14 protein-coding genes are annotated in these 14,083 nt (G+C 54.8%); 9 read left to right on the forward strand and 5 right to left on the reverse strand.

What is annotated here, in order from left to right:
• Positions 1–47: 47 nt before the first annotated feature.
• Positions 48–986: a response regulator gene (locus ACHUE7_RS02335; protein ID WP_394168549.1), complete on the reverse strand. Its 939-nt coding sequence runs from the start codon at positions 984–986 to the stop codon at positions 48–50.
• Positions 983–4,405, reverse strand: coding sequence for a hybrid sensor histidine kinase/response regulator (locus tag ACHUE7_RS02340; RefSeq protein ID WP_394168550.1), 3,423 nt, complete (start codon positions 4,403–4,405; stop codon positions 983–985). Before ACHUE7_RS02340 ends, ACHUE7_RS02335 begins: the two co-directional genes overlap by 4 nt.
• A 367-nt stretch (positions 4,406–4,772) precedes the next feature.
• Here ACHUE7_RS02340 and ACHUE7_RS02345 point away from each other — a divergent pair, with 367 nt between their 5' ends.
• The 7 genes from ACHUE7_RS02345 to ACHUE7_RS02375 all read left to right on the forward strand — a co-directional run bounded on the left by ACHUE7_RS02345 (position 4,773) and on the right by ACHUE7_RS02375 (position 9,005).
• Positions 4,773–5,135 (forward strand): 2OG-Fe(II) oxygenase family protein, encoded by a 363-nt coding sequence (locus tag ACHUE7_RS02345; RefSeq protein WP_394168551.1) that lies wholly within the window; start codon positions 4,773–4,775, stop codon positions 5,133–5,135.
• A 176-nt stretch (positions 5,136–5,311) separates the two neighbouring features.
• A complete protein-coding gene (locus tag ACHUE7_RS02350) occupies positions 5,312–5,779 on the forward strand; it encodes a GNAT family N-acetyltransferase (protein WP_394168552.1) in 468 nt (155 codons plus the stop codon).
• Between the two features lie 77 nt (positions 5,780–5,856).
• Positions 5,857–6,306 (forward strand): GNAT family N-acetyltransferase, encoded by a 450-nt coding sequence (locus tag ACHUE7_RS02355; RefSeq protein WP_394168553.1) that lies wholly within the window; start codon positions 5,857–5,859, stop codon positions 6,304–6,306.
• 165 nt (positions 6,307–6,471) lie between these two features.
• Positions 6,472–6,687, forward strand: a complete 216-nt coding sequence (locus ACHUE7_RS02360) for a GNAT family N-acetyltransferase (RefSeq protein WP_394169146.1) — start codon at positions 6,472–6,474, stop codon at positions 6,685–6,687.
• Positions 6,688–6,984: 297 nt separating this feature from the next.
• A complete protein-coding gene (locus tag ACHUE7_RS02365; RefSeq protein ID WP_394168554.1) occupies positions 6,985–7,482 on the forward strand; it encodes a GNAT family N-acetyltransferase in 498 nt (165 codons plus the stop codon).
• 57 nt (positions 7,483–7,539) lie between these two features.
• Positions 7,540–8,049, forward strand: coding sequence for a GNAT family N-acetyltransferase (locus tag ACHUE7_RS02370; RefSeq protein ID WP_394168555.1), 510 nt, complete (start codon positions 7,540–7,542; stop codon positions 8,047–8,049).
• A 236-nt stretch (positions 8,050–8,285) separates the two neighbouring features.
• Positions 8,286–9,005, forward strand: coding sequence for a head GIN domain-containing protein (locus ACHUE7_RS02375; protein WP_394168556.1), 720 nt, complete (start codon positions 8,286–8,288; stop codon positions 9,003–9,005).
• On the opposite strand, the gene ACHUE7_RS02380 is transcribed toward ACHUE7_RS02375, so the two are convergent.
• The 3 genes from ACHUE7_RS02380 to ACHUE7_RS02390 form a co-directional block, all read right to left on the reverse strand.
• A complete protein-coding gene (locus tag ACHUE7_RS02380) occupies positions 8,992–9,855 on the reverse strand; it encodes a CvfB family protein (RefSeq protein ID WP_394168557.1) in 864 nt (287 codons plus the stop codon). The genes ACHUE7_RS02375 and ACHUE7_RS02380 overlap by 14 nt on opposite strands.
• A 93-nt stretch (positions 9,856–9,948) precedes the next feature.
• Positions 9,949–11,319 (reverse strand): decarboxylating NADP(+)-dependent phosphogluconate dehydrogenase, encoded by a 1,371-nt coding sequence (gene gnd, locus ACHUE7_RS02385; RefSeq protein ID WP_394168558.1) that lies wholly within the window; start codon positions 11,317–11,319, stop codon positions 9,949–9,951.
• Between the two features lie 113 nt (positions 11,320–11,432).
• Positions 11,433–12,356 (reverse strand): AEC family transporter, encoded by a 924-nt coding sequence (locus ACHUE7_RS02390; RefSeq protein WP_394168559.1) that lies wholly within the window; start codon positions 12,354–12,356, stop codon positions 11,433–11,435.
• A 135-nt stretch (positions 12,357–12,491) separates the two neighbouring features.
• Between ACHUE7_RS02390 and ACHUE7_RS02395 the strand changes: the two genes are divergently transcribed.
• On the forward strand, positions 12,492–13,082 hold the full coding sequence (locus tag ACHUE7_RS02395) for a DUF2239 family protein (protein ID WP_394168560.1): 591 nt from the start codon (positions 12,492–12,494) through the stop codon (positions 13,080–13,082).
• Positions 13,083–13,196: 114 nt separating this feature from the next.
• Complete coding sequence (locus ACHUE7_RS02400) at positions 13,197–14,012, forward strand: DODA-type extradiol aromatic ring-opening family dioxygenase (RefSeq protein WP_394168561.1); 816 nt, start codon at positions 13,197–13,199, stop codon at positions 14,010–14,012.
• Positions 14,013–14,083: the final 71 nt, after the last annotated feature.

The following is a 14,083-nucleotide window of genomic DNA, read 5'->3' on the forward strand; positions in this document are numbered from 1 at the left end:
GTGTGTTGTCAGAAAAATGACGGCGCAGATCAGTCGAAATGAGCCGATCATTCGGCCAATTGTCGTAGGGCAATTCCGGCTGCCGCGGTCCGGTTATCGACTGCAAGTTTTTGAAAAATAGTTTCCAGATGTTTGTTTACCGTGCGCGGGCTCATAGTCAATATTTGGGCTGCTTCCCGGTTCGATTTACCGTTGGCCACCCAGTAGAGCACCTCGGATTCACGTTCAGTCAACCCCAGACTGTTTTTTAACAGAGCCGGGCCTGCGGCTCGCTCTTCGTCGACGAGTTTGAGCAGGGTTTCCTGATGGGTGTGCTGTGCGATCAGACGAATACTCAATGCGTGATCAAGGCCCGTCAGAGTGAGTTGGTGGCTGGGTTCGGGCCCATGGCCGAGCCAATGTCTTAATTGCGAAGCGAGCTCATTTTGCTGCCAGCGTTCGACCGCTCGTGCACGGGCCAGCAGGGCATGGGTTTGCGGTGTGGCCCATTGAATGGCGCCATCAGCATTCACGGTGAACAGAGTCTGGCCGGTGCTGTCGAGTGCGGTTTGAGCGCTTGAGGTCAGGCGCGCATTGTTCAGATGTACGCGCATGCGAGCCAGCAGTTCGCCGGGTTGAATGGGCTTGGTCAGGTAATCGACACCCCCGCATTCGAGGCCGCGCACCACATCGTTGGTGTCGCTCAGGCCGGTCATGAAAATAACCGGAATGGACGAGAGACTGGGGTCGGCTTTCAGCGCAGTGCAGGTATCGAAACCATCGAGTACCGGCATCACGGCATCGAGCAGAATAATGTCGGGCCGGATGCGTCGCGCTATGGTAAGCGCCTGTTTGCCCTCCAGTGCAACCAGCACATCCATGCCTTCGGCTTCGAGGGCGTCGTTAATCATACTCAGGGCATCGGGCGAGTCATCGACCACCAGCACCACGTCGGGAGTGTCGGGGCGATGAACCTGGGACGGCGCTGAAGAGGCATTAGCGTTCATGGTGTATCAAGCTCCAGGCAGTGCACCAGCGTTTCAAACTGGAGTTTGCGGGTAAGGTGTTCAAGGTAGGTGAGGGTATCGTTCTGAATAATATCCGACTCGCGAAGCTGTTTGAGTGTGGCGCGAACACCTTTGGTGTAGCCGATTTCGGCAAAGGCTTTCAACTCGCGTACCACTGGGTGGTCGGGTATTACCAGTGGGTTTGGCCGTTGCGGGTTGTGTTTTGGTGTGCGCCCGGCTGAGGCGTTCACCGGGTCTGACGGTTCCTGCAGCTGATACGTCCAGGTCAGCGCGAGGTGATGCGCCAGTTTGTCGAGCAGGTTTTGGTTAGTGACGGGCTTAACCAGATAATCGTTGTACGCCGGTGTGGCATGACCGGTGCTCTGGTATTCCTTGGCATCAGCCGAGAGCATGATGATCGGCGCGGTAATATCCCGGTCACGCAGGGTAGCCGCCAGGTCGAGCCCGTTCATACCGGGCATTGAGATATCGAGTAAAAACAGATCCGGTGAAATCTGGTTGAGCATTCCGAGGCAAGCGTTGGCGTCCTGGGCTTCCAGGGTGGTGAAGCCGAGGGGGATTAGCAGATCGGACAGCAAGCCGCGCAGCACCGGGTCATCGTCGACCAGCATCAGAGTGCGCTGGCGGCCTTCATAACCGGCAATGCGCCGGGGTTGCGACGCATCGGCATCCGACAGCGTAACCCAGGGCAGCATCAGGTTGACGGTAAAGCGGCTGCCGTGCCCGAGTTTTGATTCCACCCCCAACTGCCCCCCCATGATTTCCGTCAGCAATTTCACGATGGTCAGGCCAAGGCCGGTGCCCGGCAGGTTGGGCGACTCTGCCGTACGCACGCGTTCAAAAGGTGCAAAAATACGTTCCAGATCGGCCTCGGGAATGCCCGAACCGGTGTCGCTGATCACAAACTCCGCAACCTGGTTGCGGTAGTGAATATCGAGCAAGACACCGCCAGCCTGGGTGTATTTTATCGCGTTGGAAAGCAGGTTGATCAGAATTTGCCGTAGCCGTTTCTCATCGGTGATAACGGTTTTGGGCAGGGGATCGTGCAAGCGAAAATCGAAATCAATGCCTTTGTCGCGGGCCTGCATGGCAAACATCTGGGCCAGTTGTTCGATCAGTTCTGGCAGGGCAACCCGGTTGCGATACAGCTCGAGCCGGCCGGCTTCAATTTTAGAGACATCGAGCAAGCCTTCGATCAGGTCCGTCAGGTACTGACCGCTGCGGCCGATAATGGCCAAGCCATCCTGGTGTCGATCCGGCGTGTCGGGCCGGTCGGCCAGCAATTGGGCGTAGCCCAGAATGGATTGCAACGGTGTGCGCAGTTCATGGCTGAGCCCGGTAAGGTAACGGCTCTTCGCGGCATTGGCCCGTTCTGCCAATTCCTTAGCTTGTTGCAATGCCAGGTCAGTCGCCTGGTGCGCATCGATCTCGCGCATCAGCTTGTGCGTTTGCCGGTTGGATTCGCGCTGCGCAACCAGCCGGCTTTCATGGGCCAGCAAAAACAACCAGGCGATGACTCCGGAGACAATAAACAGCGTAAAAAACAGTGACCACAGCGTCTGCTCCAACAAGGCCGTTTCAGCCAGTGTCGCGGGCTGCATTTGCCGGTACACCAGGGCAAGCAACGCCGACAGCAGCACGGTGATTACCAGCAGTAAGGCGGTAAACCGCCCAAGTCGGGAATTCACCCAGCGCACGGCGCGTACCGGCAATACCAGACGCAGGCTGTCGATCAATTGTTGTGACAGCCGGGCCTTGGGTTTGCAATGGTCCAGGCAGCGGACATCAAGCGAACAACAGAGTGAACAGATAGGCAGATCGTAGGCGGAGCAGAAACTCATGTCCTCCTGCTCGAACCGGTTTTCGCATACGCCGCAGGTGAGCACGGCCACCGGATGATCCGCATCAGCCGGTTGTAATAAGGGAATCAGCTCGGGTGACTGGCGTGCCAGATAATATTTGCCACCGGTCAGCCAGGCAATGGCGGGAACGGCAATGAAACAGGTGCCGAGGCTGATAAAATGCGCCATGTTGGCTGCCACTTCACCAAAAGCGCCAAGATAGCTGACCATGCCAATGGCCGTTGCCAGACACATGGAACCGACACCAACGGGATTGATGTCGTACAGATGGGCCCGCTTGAATTCAACATAAGAAGGGCTGAGCCCGAGTGGTTTGTTGATCAGTAAATCGGCCGACAAAGACCCCAGCCAACTGACGGCCACAATGGCAAAAATACTCAGTATCGCCTCAAGTGACTGATAGATGCCCAGCTCCATCAGAATCAGGGCGATGGTGACATTGAACACCAGCCAGACGACTCGCCCCGGGTGACTGTGGGTGAGTCGCGAGAAGAAGTTCGACCAGGCGATCGAGCCCGCGTAGGCGTTGGTCACATTGATTTTCATTTGCGAGATAATCACCATCAGCGCCGCGAGTATTAACGCGATGGCGGGGGTATTGGTTAAATACAGAAAGACGGTCTGGTACATGTGGGTCGGGTCAGATGCAACCTCAGCAGGAATACCGGCACTGATGGCGAGGTACGCCAGAAACGAGCCCAGCAACATTTTAATCAGCCCAAACAACACCCAGCCCGGTCCTGCGAGGATCAGCCAGAACCACCAGCGGCGTGCGTTTTCAGGTGTCTTGGTGGGCAGAAACCGCAGGTAGTCAACCTGTTCGCCAATCTGCGCGACCAGTGCAAAAAATACCGATGCCGCGGCCCCGAACAATACCCAGCTGAACGCATCGCTGCCCGGGGTTTTGGCGGGCGCATACTGAGTCCAGTCTGGTATCGACTGGTAGTCGTGAACGATGACAACCAGCAACGCCGAGCATTGCAGCAGTAGCCAAATAGACTGGGTACCCACCTGGAACTTACTGATCGCTTTAATACCGTGAGTCACAATGGGAATGACCGCAACGGAACACAGAAAATACCCAATGGGCAGGGGGATGCCCAGAAGCGCTTTCAGTGCCGAGGCCAGAATCGCCGCTTCGATGGCGAAGAAAATAAAGGTAAAAGAGGCATAGATCAGTGAGGTCAGCGTTGAGCCCAGATACCCAAAGCCCGCTCCCCGGGTCAGCAGGTCGATATCCAGCCCGTGTTTGGCCGAATAGTAAGTAATGGGAAAGCCGGTAATAAAGAACAACACACACACCACAACCATGGCAGTTACGGTGTTTATAAAACCGTAATTCAGCGTTACCGCCGCCGCAATCCCTTCCAGCGCCAGAAACGCGGTAGCGCCGAGAGCGGTATTTCCCACCCGCTGAATACTCATGGTGCGACCCGCCCGCGCGGTAAAGCGCAGCGCATAGTCTTCCAGTGTCTGGTTGGCGACCCATTTATTGTAGTGCCGGCGGACCTTGAATATTTTTTGTGAGGCGGCCATGCCCGCGAACCCGCTGTTATGATCAATTCTGGTGCGCCAAGCGCTTCAATAACGAGCGCAAAAGCCCAAAAAATCAGCCTGATCGTGAGTAAAAGCCCTGTTTTGGGGCTGAATGGGTAACCTGTAGCAGGAAACGTGCCCTATTTTGCCCTCATACCCACTCCGTTTGGCCTGAGCCCATCGAAGACCCCTAGGGAGCAAATCCAAGTGCCAAACCCAGCGCGATCTAAAACCCGGCCCTATCCGCCATTGCCTTTCACCAGCCTTTGCAGGGGCAACCATGGCCTCCAAACCATATCGCTGGCTTGACCAGATATGCGCTTCCGCTTAGGTTGGGGCGCTTTCAAGGTCATGAGGACTCCCGCAATTGGAGCGTAAGGGCATATTCTCAAGGTTATTCAGATGGCAAAAAGGGCGTCAGAATACCGGTTACGACAAAATGCTGATTGGTGGCGGGCTATGGCCCTATCCGTTTGATATCTATATCTTGAAGTTCAGTGAGGGCCAGGAAATCCCTCCCCACGTAGACAAGGTGGCACGGGGCGAGCACTATCGGCTGAATATCATCCTGAAAGCGCCGACATCAGGAGGCGAGTTTGTTTGCAGTTCGCCACTGTATGAAAGTAAGCGCATTAAGTACTTCAGGTCTGATATTTCAGAGCACTCCGTTGGCAAGGTTTTAAAGGGACGTCGTTATGTTCTTAGTATTGGTTGGGTTAAAAACCCCTAGCCAAGGGCCGCACTCCATTGTGGTGAGAGCCTGTGGGCCTGAAAGATACGCCCGTAGAGAGAACACGAATACATGTCGATATCAAAACATTAATCAGGGAAGGTGCTTGATGAAATCAAGTGCCAAGAAGGCGTATCGGTTTCTCCTGATTCACGCTAACCAGGAGCGATAGTTATATGGACTTCGAATTGAGAGCCACTGAACAATCTGATTACGATACCATTGCAACATGGATAGAAGATGCCGTCTCATGTTCCCGTTGGGCGGGCCCACGGGTGCCGTTCCCTTTTTCAGCCAGAGAATTACCTGAGCTGCTGTCAGTAAAAGGCGGCTCAAGCTATTCTTTATCTGATAGTGACAATAGCTGCATAGGCTTTGGTCAATTCTGGGTCGTTAGACAAGGGACAGTTCACCTTGGCCGGATTATCATTTCACCGGAAGCGAGAGGCGTTGGTGCAGGCCGGTTGTTGTGTAAAAAGCTCTTAGCGAAAGCCATGCAAGAAACTGGTGCAGCAATGGTCACGTTACGTGTTTATCGGGATAATATGCCTGCGCTATCATTATACTCAAGCCTAGGATTCTCCGTTGTAGAGTCAGAGTCTACCGGTGACCTGTTGTTAATGAGTACCTCCAACGCTGAGTAATGAGTTGTATCGGCTTATTAAAGCTTTTTGACACCACCTGAATCAGGCGTGATGACTTAAGAGGTTCGGAGAGGACGATGAGTATTCGTGCCGCAAGCAATACGGATGTACCGAAAATTTCCAGTCTGGTAACGTCACTGGCGCACTACTATCTGGAGGGCTCAGATGGAACACTACCTTCATGGCTGGAAGATACGTTAACTCACGAAGCATTTTTAGCGAGAATAGCAGATACTGATTATTTGAATCTCGTTTTTGAAGTATCTGGCTTAATAGTTGGCTATATATCTCTAAAGGAACCTGGGCATCTTTATCATTTGTTTGTCGCAGAGGAGTTCCAGGGGCAGGGGATATCCCGAAGTCTCTGGGTGCATGTTAGAAGGCAGAGTCAGTGCAGTAGGTTCAGCGTTCGGTCGTCTGTTTACGCAGTGCCTGTCTACAAGCGGTTTGGTTTTCTTGAATCAGGCCCTGCCGGCAGCAAGGATGGTGTGTCTTTCCAGCCTATGGAGTATCTTAGTGAAAACTAGATATTACGGGCCAGATTACTATTGTGACGTTGAAGCCGAAAGGATGGCTTCCGGTAAACAGGGGAAGAGCCATTGACCAAGGTAATAGAGCTCGATGAACGTTATTCTGAAGCGCTTGCGGCGTTGAATGAGCAGTTAATATCGGATGAGGGTCACAGCAACTCTATGAATGGCCAGGAGTTGACTGTTCGGATTCGCCAGTGGCTTCGGCAAGATTATCGATGTTGCGGTATTATCAGAAGCGGTCTACCAATTGCCTATGCATTGTATCGAAATGACGGTGATTGCTTCTATCTTCGGCAGCTATTCACGGCTCGTGCCTACCGAAATCAGGGGTTGGCTTCTGAACTACTGAGGTATTTTAAAGTGAAAGTTTTATAGGTGAACCCGTTAGATAGGAAGTTTTAGTGGATGACGGTCGGTCTTTTGATTTTTACTGTAAGCACGGATTTAAAGGTTGTTCCCATACAATAAGTTCTTTGTTAAATGGAAGGCGAGGAGGCGGTTTGCAGTAGCGTAGACTGTGAATCATGAGTACGATTGGTTGTGTGTTTAACCAGGTTTTAAGCCCTGATTTAAGAGAGTATATTGATCGGAGACATGCTCTCGTCAGACGTATAAAAAGCTTTGGGATATAGTAGTTAACGCTACTTTGCTTGATATTTAAGGTGGTCTTTTTTGTCGATATCGCTAGTGCCTGCAGAACATTACCAGTATGTAGAAAACCTGTTTCAGTACTATCTGTACGATATGTCTGAGTATATGGGGTGGCCACCAGACAAAGACGGTACCTACAAGATAGATAAGTCGCTCACCAATCTGGCCGAGTACTGGTCCACGCCAGAGCACTATCCTTATTTGATCATGGTTGATAACGAAGTGGCGGGTTTTTCTTTGATCAGAAGATACCCTGGCAGCACAGATACTTTTGATATTGGCCAGTTCTTTGTGCTGAGAAAGTTTAAGGGTGCTGGGGTTGGCCGCTCTGCATTTAACATGACAGTTGCCATGCAGCCTGGAAAGTGGGTTACCAGAGTGCTTGCTGGGAATCAGAGTGCTTATACATTCTGGGAAAAGGTGATATCGGAAGTGGCGGTGGAAGAGCCGACTGTCAAACGGGAACTTTACCGTGCGACAGATATGCACTTTTTCTACTATGAAGTACGGCCCTGTTAAGCATGAATAGCGGCGGTCTTCGAAATAAATTAGAACGCTATAAATGAGTGGGGTTTTATGGACATACCGGTCATCGAAACTGAACGGCTGCGTCTTAGGGGTATATCTGCTGAAGATCTGGACGATTTCGCAGAAATGAACGCGAGTCCCGACTTTGCAAAATACTTTGGTACGGGTGAGCCTCTATCGCGCTGGGAGAGCTGGAACGTTTTAACGATGCTGGCTGGACACTGGATGGTACGGCAATTCGGGTTTTGGTTTGTGGAGGAAAAGGAAACCAGGCGTTTCGTCGGCAGGGTAGGTATCTGGTATCCGGATGGTTGGCCAGGCATTGAGATCGGCTGGGGCATCTCTCCCAAGTTCTGGGGGAAGGGTTATGCGACTGAAGCAGCCCGGGCCTCAAGAGATTGGGCCTTTCAGGCCCTTGATCTGGACGAGTTGATTAGCGTGATTCACCCGGAGAATGAGGCGTCCAAGAGAGTGGCTATGCGGATTGGCGAGTCCTTCAGGGAAACATTGACGGTGAATGGGAAAAGATCCGATATTTACTCGATGTCCCGTTCCTAGCAGGGCTGTCGATACTCCGAAGGCCCGTGATCGTTTTAAGGCATTTCCGCAGTAGAATAATTGATCTGTTTGGTCGATATCGCTAAAACAAATAGCATTTTTGCTTAATTGCATGCTTGTCATGTGGCCTATGAACACATCGGGGGCCCACGGTGCCTGGCTTGCAGCGCCGAATGCCTGGTTGGCACATCTCTCGCTATGGCAACGCCACCAATCACAATAGTAAGGAAATCGATATGCAGGTCAGGAATAGCCGGTGGGCCCTCTGGGCCGCCTTTGCAAGCTTTGCACTGGTGGGCTGCGCCTACAACAATACAGTACGCGGAGAGGGGGAGGTGGTTGTCACGGAAATAGCCCTGGGTGATGTGTTGCATGTCGACATCGGTGGCCGGTCGACTGTCACCTTGCACCAGTCTGAGCGCAATGAACTGGTGGTTCACGCTCAGCAGAACGTGCTTGATGAGCTGTACATTAACCTGACCGGTACCAGGCTGGAAATACGACCACGCCGGGGTGTGACGATCTCCTCTCGCTCACCGCTCAGCTACGATCTCTACCTCAGCCAGCTTGAAAGGCTGGACCTGAGTGGCAGCTCTCACTTGGTTTCCGATGGCTTTCAGACGCCCAGGCTGAGGCTTGATATCGCCGGCAGTGCAGACATCGACATGGTATTGACGGTCGATGAACTGGAGCTCGATACAGCGGGCAGTGTGGATGCTCTTCTGGCTGGCCGGGCCGATCGGTTCTCGATCGACTCTTCAGGGTCGGCCGATATTGACGCCCAGGCATTAGTTGCCCGGGACGTTGCTATCGATTCGGCCGGCAGTGCCTCGGTAAGGGTCTGGGCAGAGGATGCCTTGCGGGTGGATGCGGCCGGAGCCGCCAGTATTCGATACCGGGGCCGGCCCGTTATACATCAGGATCTGGCCGGGTCGGCGTCTGTTAACCCCCTTTAGAATTGCTTGGAGACCGGTCGTCCTGCAACAGTATTCGATGGGTCTCCTGGGTTATTTTTCCCTGCTTGAGCAGGCGCCCAATGGCTTTCTTGAAATTGCCCTTGCTGACCTGAAAAGCCGAGTAGATGGCTTCCGGGGTGGAGCGATCCGACAGTTCCAGAACGCCGCCGTTATCAGTCAGCTTTTTCAGAATCCGGTCGGCAATGTCTACCCGCGCTTCATGGCCTTGCAGCTGCAGCATCAGGTCTATCTTATGGTCGTCGCGAACGGTTTTTACATAGCCTTTTATGCGCTGGCCAATGCTCAGTGGCTGCAGTACATCTTCGTTAAACACCATACCGAGATAGCGCTGATCGACCACGGCGCGGTAACCCAGATCTGTGCGTCCGGCGATCAGCAGGTCGACCGGGTCGTTGACCCGGTAGGCGTCGGTTTCCTCAGCCAGAAAATTGCTCAGCTTGGCACTGCCGGTAATGCGTTGCGTGAGATTGTCGACAAACAGATAGACCACGTGTTTCTGGCCCGCTTCCATCGGTTTGCGTTGTTCGCCAAACGGCACCAGCAGATCCTTGGGTAAACCCCAGTCGAGAAAGGCACCAAAGGCCGTGAGTTCCTTGACTTCAAGCAGTGCGCACTGGCCAACTTCAGCTTTTGGCCTGATGCGCGTGGCGATCAACCGGTCTTCAGAATCGAGATAGATAAAGGCGTTGATGAAATCGCCTTCGTGAATGGGCTCGGGGCATTGTTTTTTAGGCAGCAAAATGGTGCCAAGATTCTCGCCATCGAGAAAGGCGCCAAAGTCGGTAAGGGAAACGACTTCCATCGAGTTGAAGGTGCCAATTTGTGCCATAGTCGGGGTGCCTTGCGTGAAGCGTTTGGAGGGAAGTGTAGCGGGATGTTGCGCCGACACGCTACTGCGCGTCAGCAGCAACATCCTGAAAAGTCAGCCAGGCAGCCGCTCGTACTCGTGGGCGCCAAAGAAGTTGCGCTGGCCCTGAATCAGGTTGGCGGGCAAACGCTGGCTGCGCACGCCGTCGTAGTAAGCCAGTGCATTGGACAACGCGGGTACCGGAACGCCGCCTTCGATCGCACGAACCAGCAAGCGGCGCAACGCGGCTTCGCAGCCTTTGAGTTCGTCGACGAAGAAATCACTGAGCATAAGGTTATCGAGGTCGGGTTCAGCCTGAAAGACCGACTGAATCGGGTCGAGTGCTTTCGCGCGAATGATACACCCGGCTTTCCAGACCTGGGCGATGTTAGCCATGTTCAGTTTCCAGCCGTATTCGCGGGCGGCTTCGGTGAGCAGGGTAAAGCCCTGAGCGTAGGCGAGCAGTTTGGCGGCATAGAGCGCTGCTTCGGCATCGTCTTCCAGGCCCTGGTAACCGGCAATTGAGGTCGTCTTTGCGTATTTCTCATGCACGGCCTGGCGCTCTTCCCAGCGCGAGGAAAGCGCCCGTGCGAACACGGCTTCGGTGACGATGGAACCCGGTACGCCCAGTTCCAGCGTTTGAATGGCGGTCCATTTGCCGGTACCTTTCTGGCCGGCCTTGTCCCAGATGTTGTCGACCCAGTCACTGCCGTCGTCGTCTTTGATGCGCAGTACGTCGGACGTAATTTCGACCAGATAGGACGCAAGGCGGCCCTGATTCCAGGTATCGAACAGGCTGGCGATGGCTTCGTTGTTGCGGCCACTGTGGCGCAGCAGGTCGTAGATCTCGGCAATCATCTGCATGTCGCCGTATTCGATGCCGTTGTGCACCATTTTGACAAAATGACCGGAGCCGCCGTTGCCCATCCACTCGCAACAGGGTTCACCGGCCTCTGTCTTGGCGCTGATGCCCTGCAAAATGGGTTTCAGAGCGGACCAGGCTGATTCATCGCCACCGGGCATCATCGACGGGCCAAAGCGCGCTCCATCCTGCCCACCGGAAATGCCACAGCCGACAAAGTGGATGCCCTGCGGCGTCAGGTCGTCGCTGCGACGCTGGGAATCGGTAAACAGGGAGTTGCCGCCGTCGATCAGGATGTCACCGTCTTCGAGCAGGGGTTTGAGGTCGTTGATCACGGCGTCGACCGGGTCACCGGCCTTGACCATCAGGATGATCTTACGTGGCCTGGCCAATGATTGAACGAACTGTTCCAGCGAGTGGGTGCCTACCAGATTGTCATGCTTGGCTTCGCCAACAAAGTCGTCAGTAACCTGAGCGGTGCGGTTATAGACCGCTACTTTGTTGTCGTGGTCGAGCAGGTTCAACACCAGGTTTTGGCCCATGACAGCCAGGCCTATCAGGCCAATCGTACAATCACCCTTCATCAGGTCACTCCTTGTCGGCGGACACATCCGCAGTAATGTGAGTCTGTAGGGTAATAAGGGCAATTCTTAATAATGCAATCAGGAAGGGCTACCCCGTCAACCTGAGAAGCGCTTCAGAATAGCGCGGTATTGGCGGCCAGAACCAGCCAGGCGGGCATCACCAGAAAGGCCATCAGCGTTTGCAGGGTAATGATGTTGGCCATGAGGTTGGCATTGCCGCCCATCTGGCGCGCCAGAATGAAGGCAGAACTGGCCGTGGGTAAGGTGCCCAGAATCAGCAGTACCGACACGCCCAGTGCATTCACGCCTAACAGAGTCGCCAGTGCGACCAGTGCCAGCGGCAACAGGGCGAATTTCACCAGGCTGGCCAGTAGAACGGGTTTTACATCGGCACTGATCGTGCTCAGGTTCAGTGCCGCGCCGACAGCCAGCAGGCCCAGTGGCAAGGCCGTGGAGCCGAGCAGGCGAGCGGTGTCGGCCGTCCAGCCCGGCAGGCCGATGCCACTCAGGTTCAGCGCAACGCCGGCCAGGCAGCCGAGAATAAGGGGGTTGCTGAGCAGGGCACGTACGATGCCCCGGGCCGATACTTGCGAGCCTGTGCCGGTCAGCGCGAAAGTGAGCACGCACAATACATTCACAGAGGGAATCATCACCGCCATGGCCATGGCGGCAATCACCAGACCCGGCTCGCCATACAGCGCGCTGACGACCGCCAGGCCGATGTAGGTATTGAACCGAACCGCTCCCTGGTACACCGAAGTCAGGTCTGGCCCGTTTTTGGCCAGCCAGCGTTGCAGCAGAAAGAAGAGCAGGCTGATCAGTAGTAGGGCCGAACAGATGGTGAGTGCCAGTTGACCGAAAGTGCGCAGGTTAAAATCGGCCAGTGCCAGCCGGTGAACCAGCAGTGCAGGAAACAACACGGTGTAGGTCAGGCGTTCAATGCCAGGCCAGGTGGCGGCTGGCGGCAGGTCCCAATGTCGCAGCGCGACGCCCAGCAGAATCAGCAAAAAGACGGGCCCGAGCGCGTTGGCAATCATTCCGTGTTCCAGTTGGTAAAGCCCGCATTTAACCCTTTGGAGCACCCGGCTGTAAAGAGACGACAAAAGCACTGTTCGAACGTGAGAAATCTGGATACACTGTATTTATTCCGGGTAAAAATAAAAGGGAACTCTATGAAAGTCATCGCATTCAATGGAAACCTCAAGGTCGCCGAAGGCGAGCCAGAACAGGCATTGCCTGCCATTCGAGCCTTTCTTGAGGCCGACCAGGCTGCTTCGTTGCTGGTGCTGAATCATCAAACGTCCAGAGTCCTGGAGATCGACTGGACCCAACCGGATGAACTGATTACCCGCAGCCTGGCCTACCAGGCAGGCGAGGCGCCAGTGCAGCAACGTCAGGGACGGGGGCGACCCAAGCTGGGCGTACAGTCGCGTGAAGTGTCGCTGTTACCACGCCACTGGGAATGGCTGAACCGCCAGCAGGGCGGTGCATCGGCCGCCTTGCGGCGCATGGTGGAAGCGGCGCGCAAGTCACCGGTGGTGCAACTGGAAGAGGCATCACTGGCGGTGGACCGTTTTATGCAAACTCTGGCCGGTGACCTGCCCCGCTATGAAGAAGCGTTGCGCCAGTTTTATCGCCATCAGTACGGCGCCATGTTTACCGAAATGGCCGACTGGCCCGAAGATGTGCAGCGCCACATCAGAGCCCTGGTGGGCGAAGTGCAACACTGGCGGGAAGCCAATGAACCGGATCGCCGGCATTGAAATTCAATGCAGCCGTTTTAATCAAATAGGGTGAAGATGTTGAACAACTTATTTTGATGGTTGCCGCCCGGCTCGCAGGGCTATGCTTGGCGCCATAATGATGAGGAGCCAACCATGAATACCGCAACCAACCAGCGGGCACCCGCGGTCTTTATTCCACACGGTGGCGGCCCGATGCCGCTGCTGAACGAACCCAGCCAACAAGCCCTTGCCGACTTCCTGCGGCAATTGCCGCAACATTATGAGCGACCGAAAGCGATACTGGTGATCAGTGCGCACTGGGAAGCGCCGCACCCGACATTGCTGGATGCCGACACACCGCCTTTGCTGTTCGATTACTACGGCTTTCCAGCTGAAACCTATGACTATCGCTACCCGGTAACCAACCCGGCTGATATCCGCGCCCGGGTGAAGGAATGCCTTGCAAATGCAGGGTTGCCGGTCGATACCGATGCAAAGCGTGGCTATGACCATGGTGTCTTCGTGCCGCTGATGCTGATGCACCCACAGGCGGACATTCCGGTGCTGCAGTTGTCGCTGATCGAAGGGCTGGACCCCGCAGCGCACATCGCGCTGGGTCAGGCATTGTCTGCCTTGCGCGATGACGGCGTGATGATTCTCGGGTCCGGGTTTTCGTTTCACAACATGAGTGTGATGCGCAACGGCAACGACCAGGCCAGGGCCATTAACAGCGAGTTTCATGACTGGCTGGCCGAGACCCTAACTCATCCGGAGCTGACGCCAGAGCAGCGCATCGCCAAAATGATCGACTGGGATCAGGCTCCAGGAGCCCGGTTCAGCCACCCGCGTGAAGAGCACCTGTTGCCATTGCCTGTGTGCCTGGCAGCAGCCGGAGGGCATGCCGGTGAGATTTTGTTTGATGACACGGTTCTGGGTTATCGGACGTTCTGTGTGATCTGGCGGGATTGACTCTGGCGGCTGCTTAACGCTCCATGGGGTTCGACAGGCTCGCCCCGAACGGAATGGGGCGTGGGTCTAAC

Origin of the sequence: Saccharospirillum alexandrii (assembly GCF_043641555.1) — a bacterium.
GTDB lineage: Bacteria > Pseudomonadota > Gammaproteobacteria > Pseudomonadales > Natronospirillaceae > Saccharospirillum > Saccharospirillum alexandrii_A.